Raw genomic sequence first — 5,926 nt, 5'->3', positions numbered from 1 at the left:
TTAGAAATCAGCGAGCAAGTTTTTTATCTATATAAGCACATGACTTAGTCAGAGCCTTTTGGCACAAGCTTAAATAATCACGCGCTTTAGGATAGTAAAAAGATAAACAGAAAAGTCCTGCAATAAAGAAGATCAGCGACGGTCCGGGAATAATGACAAAAACTAAACCCAATAACATGCACAAGGCACCTAAACTGATTAATGCAATTTTTTTCATCTGACTATCTCATTTGCTGCTTTAATACACAGTATAAAAGTATTGCCCCCGAAATCGATAAAAAGAGTGTTACAAACTGTAAAATCTTCAATTTATCTTAGCTATTAGCATGATATAATTTGCAAAATGCCTTAATTTATCACCGTCATGATAGCAACAATAAGCCAACAACAAGCCACCACAGAACTCGTTTCTAATTACTTAGATACAATACAAAAACAAGGTTTTAGTGGTGATACCGATGCAAGCTTTTCTACACGTTTAAGTTTATCGACCGATAACAGCGTTTACCAACAGGTACCTCAAGGTGTCATCTTTCCAAAGTCAGCAAAAGACATACAACTTGCTATGCAAATTGCTTCTCGTGATCCGTTTTTATCACTGACTTTTGGTCCACGCGGAGGCGGTACAGGTACTAATGGACAATCGCTAACCCCGGGTATAGTTGTTGATTTATCTCGCTACATGCGTGAAATCTTAGAAATCAATGTCGAAGAAAACTGGGTGCGCGTGCAAACGGGTGTAATAAAAGACCAATTAAACGACTTTTTGCGTCCTTACGGTTTTTTCTTTGCGCCCGATTTATCAACAAGTAACCGTGCAACAATCGGTGGAATGATAAATACAGATGCATCAGGTCAAGGCTCTTTGGTTTATGGCAAAACAAGTGATCACGTTTTAGGCCTAACAACTTATCTTGTTGATGGCACTGAAATGTCAACAACCCCTATGCCTGTTGAAAAAGCAAAAGTAATTGCTGAACAAAACACGACTGTAGGTAAGTTATATAAAACAGTTCTTGATATTGGCCTTGAGAATCGAGACGCTATTTTAGAAAAATTCCCACGTTTAAACCGTTTTCTGACCGGCTACGATCTAGAACATATTCTTTCTGATGATTTACAAACCTTTGATATGAGCCGATTAATTACTGGTTCTGAAGGTTCATTAGGTATTGTAACTGAAGCAAAACTAAATATTACGCCCATTGCTGAATTTAAAACATTAATAAATATTAAATACGATAGCTTTGATTCTGCACTTCGTCATTCACCATTTCTAGTTGCAGCAAATGCAACTTCTGTAGAAACAGTCGATAGCAAAGTACTTAACCTTGCTCGAGAAGATATCATTTGGCATTCAGTATCGGACTTAATAACCGATGTTGAGAATAAAGATATGCAAGGGCTCAACATGGTTGAGTTTAATGCGGTTTCACCTGAAGACATTAAAGATAAAGTAGACACTCTTTGTAAGCTACTCGATGAATGTGTTGAAAAACAAACTAATGGGGTGATCGGTTATCAGTTAACAAATGACAAAGCTGATATTTTAAAAATTTATGCAATGCGAAAAAAGTCAGTAGGCCTTTTAGGTAATGTAAAAGGCAGTCAAAAGCCCTTAGCTTTTGCTGAAGATACTGCAGTACCACCAGAAAACTTAGCAGATTTTATAGTCGAGTTTCGTGAACTTCTCGATAACCACAACCTTCAATATGGTATGTTTGGCCATGTTGATGCTGGTGTTTTACACGTACGACCTGCACTAGATATGTGTGACCCTGAACAAGAAAAATTGCTTCGCCATATTTCAGATGAAGTCGTTAAACTGACTGCAAAATATGGCGGATTGATGTGGGGAGAGCATGGCAAAGGTTATCGAAGTGAATATGGCCCTGAGTTTTTCGGCGAGCATTTATTTACACAACTTCGAAAAATCAAAGCAGCATTTGATCCAAATAACAGAGTAAACCCAGGTAAAATCTGTACGCCAATTGAAAGTAAAGACTCTCTCGTTTCTGTTGACGATCAAAAGCGTGCCTGGTTCGACAAACAAATTTCTATCGATGTTAAAACAGAATTTAATAACGCGATGACCTGTAATGGTAATGGTCTGTGTTTTAACTACGATGAAAAATCACCAATGTGCCCATCTTATAAAGTAACAGGTGACCGCCGATATTCACCAAAAGGTCGCGCAAGTTTAATGCGCGAATGGTTGCGACTTCAAGAGTCTGAAAATATTGATTTACTTAATGTCGAAAAAGAATTAGTTAATGGTGAAGTAATCACTTGGTGGGAGCGCTATCAACATAGTCGCGATAAGAAAAAAGGTGTTTATGATTTCTCTCACGAAGTGAAAGAATCAATGGATGAATGTTTAGCTTGTAAAGCATGTACTACTGCATGTCCAATTAAAGTTGATGTACCAACATTCCGTTCACGCTTTTTAAATTTCTACCACAGTTATTATGCTCGTCCCGCTAAAGATTACTTAGTTGCAGGCATCGAACAAACTGCGCCGGTGATGGCAAAGTTTGCTAAAGTGGTAAATCCAATTGTAAATACAAAGCTTGTTTCAGGTTTAATTAAAAATACCATTGGTTATGTGGATACGCCAAGGTTAAGCGTACCCCAACTTTCTAAACGTATTTCTAAAGATCAGCAATTTAATTTTGAATTACTTAATTCGCTTTCAAAAGAACAACAAGCCGAGTATGTACTAATAGTACAAGATCCATTCACTAGTTTTTACGAAGCTGAATTAGTAGAAAGCTTTATTAAAGTGATTAAAGCGCTAGGCAAAAAACCAATGCTATTACCGTTCAAACCAAATGGTAAAGCTCAGCATGTAAAAGGTTTTTTAAATGAATTTAAAACAACAGCAAAAAATGCAGCTGAGTTTTTAAATTCACTGAGTGAAATTAACGCTCCTTTAGTTGGGATCGATGCATCTTTGGTTATGTGTTACAGAGATGAGTATGTATCAATATTAAAAGATGAGCGTGGTGACTTTAAAGTTGAATTAGCTCATGAATGGCTTCAAACGCAAAACTTTAGACAAGTTACTCTTACCACTAAAACGAGTTCGCCATTTAAATTGTTAAGTCATTGTACTGAAACAACAGCCATGCCGAATGCTTCTAAAGTTTGGCAAACCATTTTTGCTGATCTAAATTTACAGCTTGAAACTACCAGTACGGGTTGTTGCGGTATGGCAGGAACTTATGGCCACGAAAAGCAAAACCAAGTAAATTCACGCGCTCTTTATGAAATGAGTTGGCAACCAATTATTTCTAATAATGAGCCTGAAACTATTTTAGCAACTGGCTTTTCTTGTCGAAGCCAAGTGAAACGCTATGAAAAATTTAAACCAAAGCATCCACTGCAATTAATTGCAGAGCTACTTTAAATTTTTGAAAATAGTAAAGGCGCTTAACGCGCCTTTATTTTTGGTAACTTTTTGCGATGGGTTTGGTACTCATGCCATGAATGAAAACACTAAATAAAATGGTTGTTAATGTTACCGTAGCAATTTGTTCTTTGTTTGCAATTGCTGTATCCATCACCATTAAAGTGAAAACGATAGACGCCAAACCTCTTGGGCCAAACCAGGCAAAAGTAAACTTGTCTTTGAAATTTAGATTAGTAAACATAAGTGAAAGTAGTACCGGCACAATTCTAAAAATCGTCACACTTAATAACGCATAAAAAACAATTGGCCAAGTGATATCATTCACAATCAAGTGACCACATACAAAACCAAATAAACACCAAATTAGTAGCGCAACAAATTCAGCGATATGCTCAGAGTCTTTAACTAATGTTGAACGTATTTTTTTAGGTGCTAAATAATCAAATAAAAGTCCCGCAACAAAAACAGCAATAAAACCACTGCCATGAAAATTTTGTGTTAAAGAGAAAATAGCCATGACTAATCCAATCAATAAAAATGGACTGCTATTATTTGCAAAGTAATGACGTGCTAATGCTATTTTTAAAAGTGGAATAAACACGGCCATCGACACGCCTGCAATAACAAGTGCAACACCTAACTCTCTTGCAAAAACAAGTAAAGTATCAATTGTCGTTACAGCACTTTCTGGATTTTGAGCTAATAAAAGTAAAATTAAAAAGATGGGTACGCAAAGGCCATCGTTCAACCCGCTTTCCGTATTTATTCCTTCGCGAACTTTCTCTGGAACCGATGTACATTCTAAAATTCCTTTGCTAAGCGCAGCATCCGTTGGTGTTAAAATAATCGCGATCAAGGCAGATTGAAAAAGTGATAACTCCGAAAAGAAAAACAACCCACCAGCTACACCTAACACTAATGTCATCGGCAAAGCCACAAAAAGTAACAGGCTAGGGTACTGATAACTATGTTTTAATACGGGAAGTTTTGATTTGGCGGCATCGGTAAATAAAAAAATACTTAAGGTTAATTCAACCAAAGGTAAAATGTCACTGAGTCCGGCTTCGCCTAACTTAAACTCACTCGGCAAAAAGTAAGACATTGCAATTCCGACCAACACAAAAAACATTGGCCCGGTAATTTCTGTTCGCTCTAATTGCCGAATCGTCAGTGAGTAAAATAATAAAGCTAAACCGACTAACGCCAGTATTGTATATTCCATTAAACTTTCCTTTTTATTCCAGACTTTGCACGTTCTTTTATATTTGTTTGAATATAAATTTGATCTGTCGTAGCAATTTTTGCATGACCTAAATCTTCAGATAAATGTTTTAGCGGTCTTGTTTGAGCATCGTGTGTTGCACCAGTATGCCTTAACCAGTGAGCAGTAGCTGCTTCAAGTTGTTCTGCATCATCTTTAAAGCCGTCTTGTAAAAGAGATTGTTTTGCTAAGTCAAAACTTTGTTGTACCAAACGACGAATTTGACGAACAGTCATTCCCCCTTTGCCACGAATTTTATGAACTAGCGGCTCAGCTTCATCAACACGGGGCAGGGCAGGTAAACCTCGGTAAAGCCTATAACGTTTTAGATAAGATATAAAATCTTCACTTAAGGTAACATCACGTAATTTGTTACCTTTACCCATAATTCTTAAAAACCAAAAACCATCATTATCTTGCCAAAAATGTGACATAACCGGCGACCACTGAGGGCGCTCGGATAACTCAGAAATTCGTAGATACAATCCTTTTAAGCAAGCGAGAGTGAATAAATTTCTTTCTAAATCAGGTTGTTGCTCACATAAATCTCGAGTAACGCCAAATACATACTCCCATTGAATATCACTGAGTGTATCGGGGATTTTAATTTGCGATTGCACAACTAAGTAAGGGCTATTCTTTTTAACAACCGGTACAAAGTTAGCAAAGGTTTTTTCTTCTAAAATTGCAAACTTATAAAAAACATTGAGCGCTGTAAACATAGCGGCGAGTGTTTGTTGGCTAGCTATATTTTCTTTATTGATGAAAGGGCGCCAATTTGTATTGAGCCGTCTTATGCCTTGTTCATCTTTGTAACGCCATTGCACTGAACTTGATAACCAGGCCGAATCTGGTTCAACCATAAAATCAACATAGGCTTCAATATCTTCACGTTTTAGATAAAAAACTGATTTCTCAGCAACTAACCATGACCATAAACAGAACCGCTCAAGCTCATTTCGAAATCGATTAAAGGTAGCTTCTGATTTTCGGCCATACACATATAAAAACTGATAAAGAAAACCTAAGTCATTTTTTGATTCAGCAACAGTCAATCCAACATGATGTATAAAGTTATCAAGTTCTGGATATTCTGTTGCAAGAGTATCATCTTCAAGATGGGCAATTTGGTAACGCAGTTGTTTAAGTGTATCAACGAGAGCAACGAGCATAATGATGTAATATCTTGTAAAATAACTAGTTATAAGGTTACCATAAAGTCCGATACTGTCTAGTATTGGACTTAATATATC

General features: G+C 36.7%; 4 protein-coding genes. 1 reads left to right on the top strand and 3 read right to left on the bottom strand.

The window, feature by feature from the left end:
- Positions 1 to 7: 7 nt before the first annotated feature.
- Positions 8 to 217, bottom strand: coding sequence for a PGPGW domain-containing protein (locus L1D51_RS20075; protein ID WP_054563100.1), 210 nt, complete (start codon positions 215 to 217; stop codon positions 8 to 10).
- 147 nt (positions 218 to 364) lie between these two features.
- Here L1D51_RS20075 and ydiJ point away from each other — a divergent pair, with 147 nt between their 5' ends.
- The gene (ydiJ, locus tag L1D51_RS20070) at positions 365 to 3,409 is read left to right on the top strand and encodes a D-2-hydroxyglutarate dehydrogenase YdiJ (RefSeq protein ID WP_239964627.1); all 3,045 of its coding nucleotides are present in this window, start codon (positions 365 to 367) and stop codon (positions 3,407 to 3,409) included.
- A gap of 34 nt (positions 3,410 to 3,443) precedes the next feature.
- Here ydiJ and L1D51_RS20065 read toward each other — a convergent pair whose 3' ends face one another.
- Positions 3,444 to 4,634, bottom strand: a complete 1,191-nt coding sequence (locus L1D51_RS20065) for a cation:proton antiporter (protein WP_054563098.1) — start codon at positions 4,632 to 4,634, stop codon at positions 3,444 to 3,446.
- Positions 4,634 to 5,845, bottom strand: coding sequence for a tyrosine-type recombinase/integrase (locus L1D51_RS20060; protein WP_239964628.1), 1,212 nt, complete (start codon positions 5,843 to 5,845; stop codon positions 4,634 to 4,636). Before L1D51_RS20060 ends, L1D51_RS20065 begins: the two co-directional genes overlap by 1 nt.
- Positions 5,846 to 5,926 lie beyond the last annotated feature (81 nt).

The organism is Pseudoalteromonas shioyasakiensis (assembly GCF_022398475.1).
Lineage (GTDB): Bacteria > Pseudomonadota > Gammaproteobacteria > Enterobacterales > Alteromonadaceae > Pseudoalteromonas.
The sequence above is the reverse complement of the archived record's forward strand: the minus strand, read 5'-3'. Positions and strand labels throughout refer to the sequence as shown.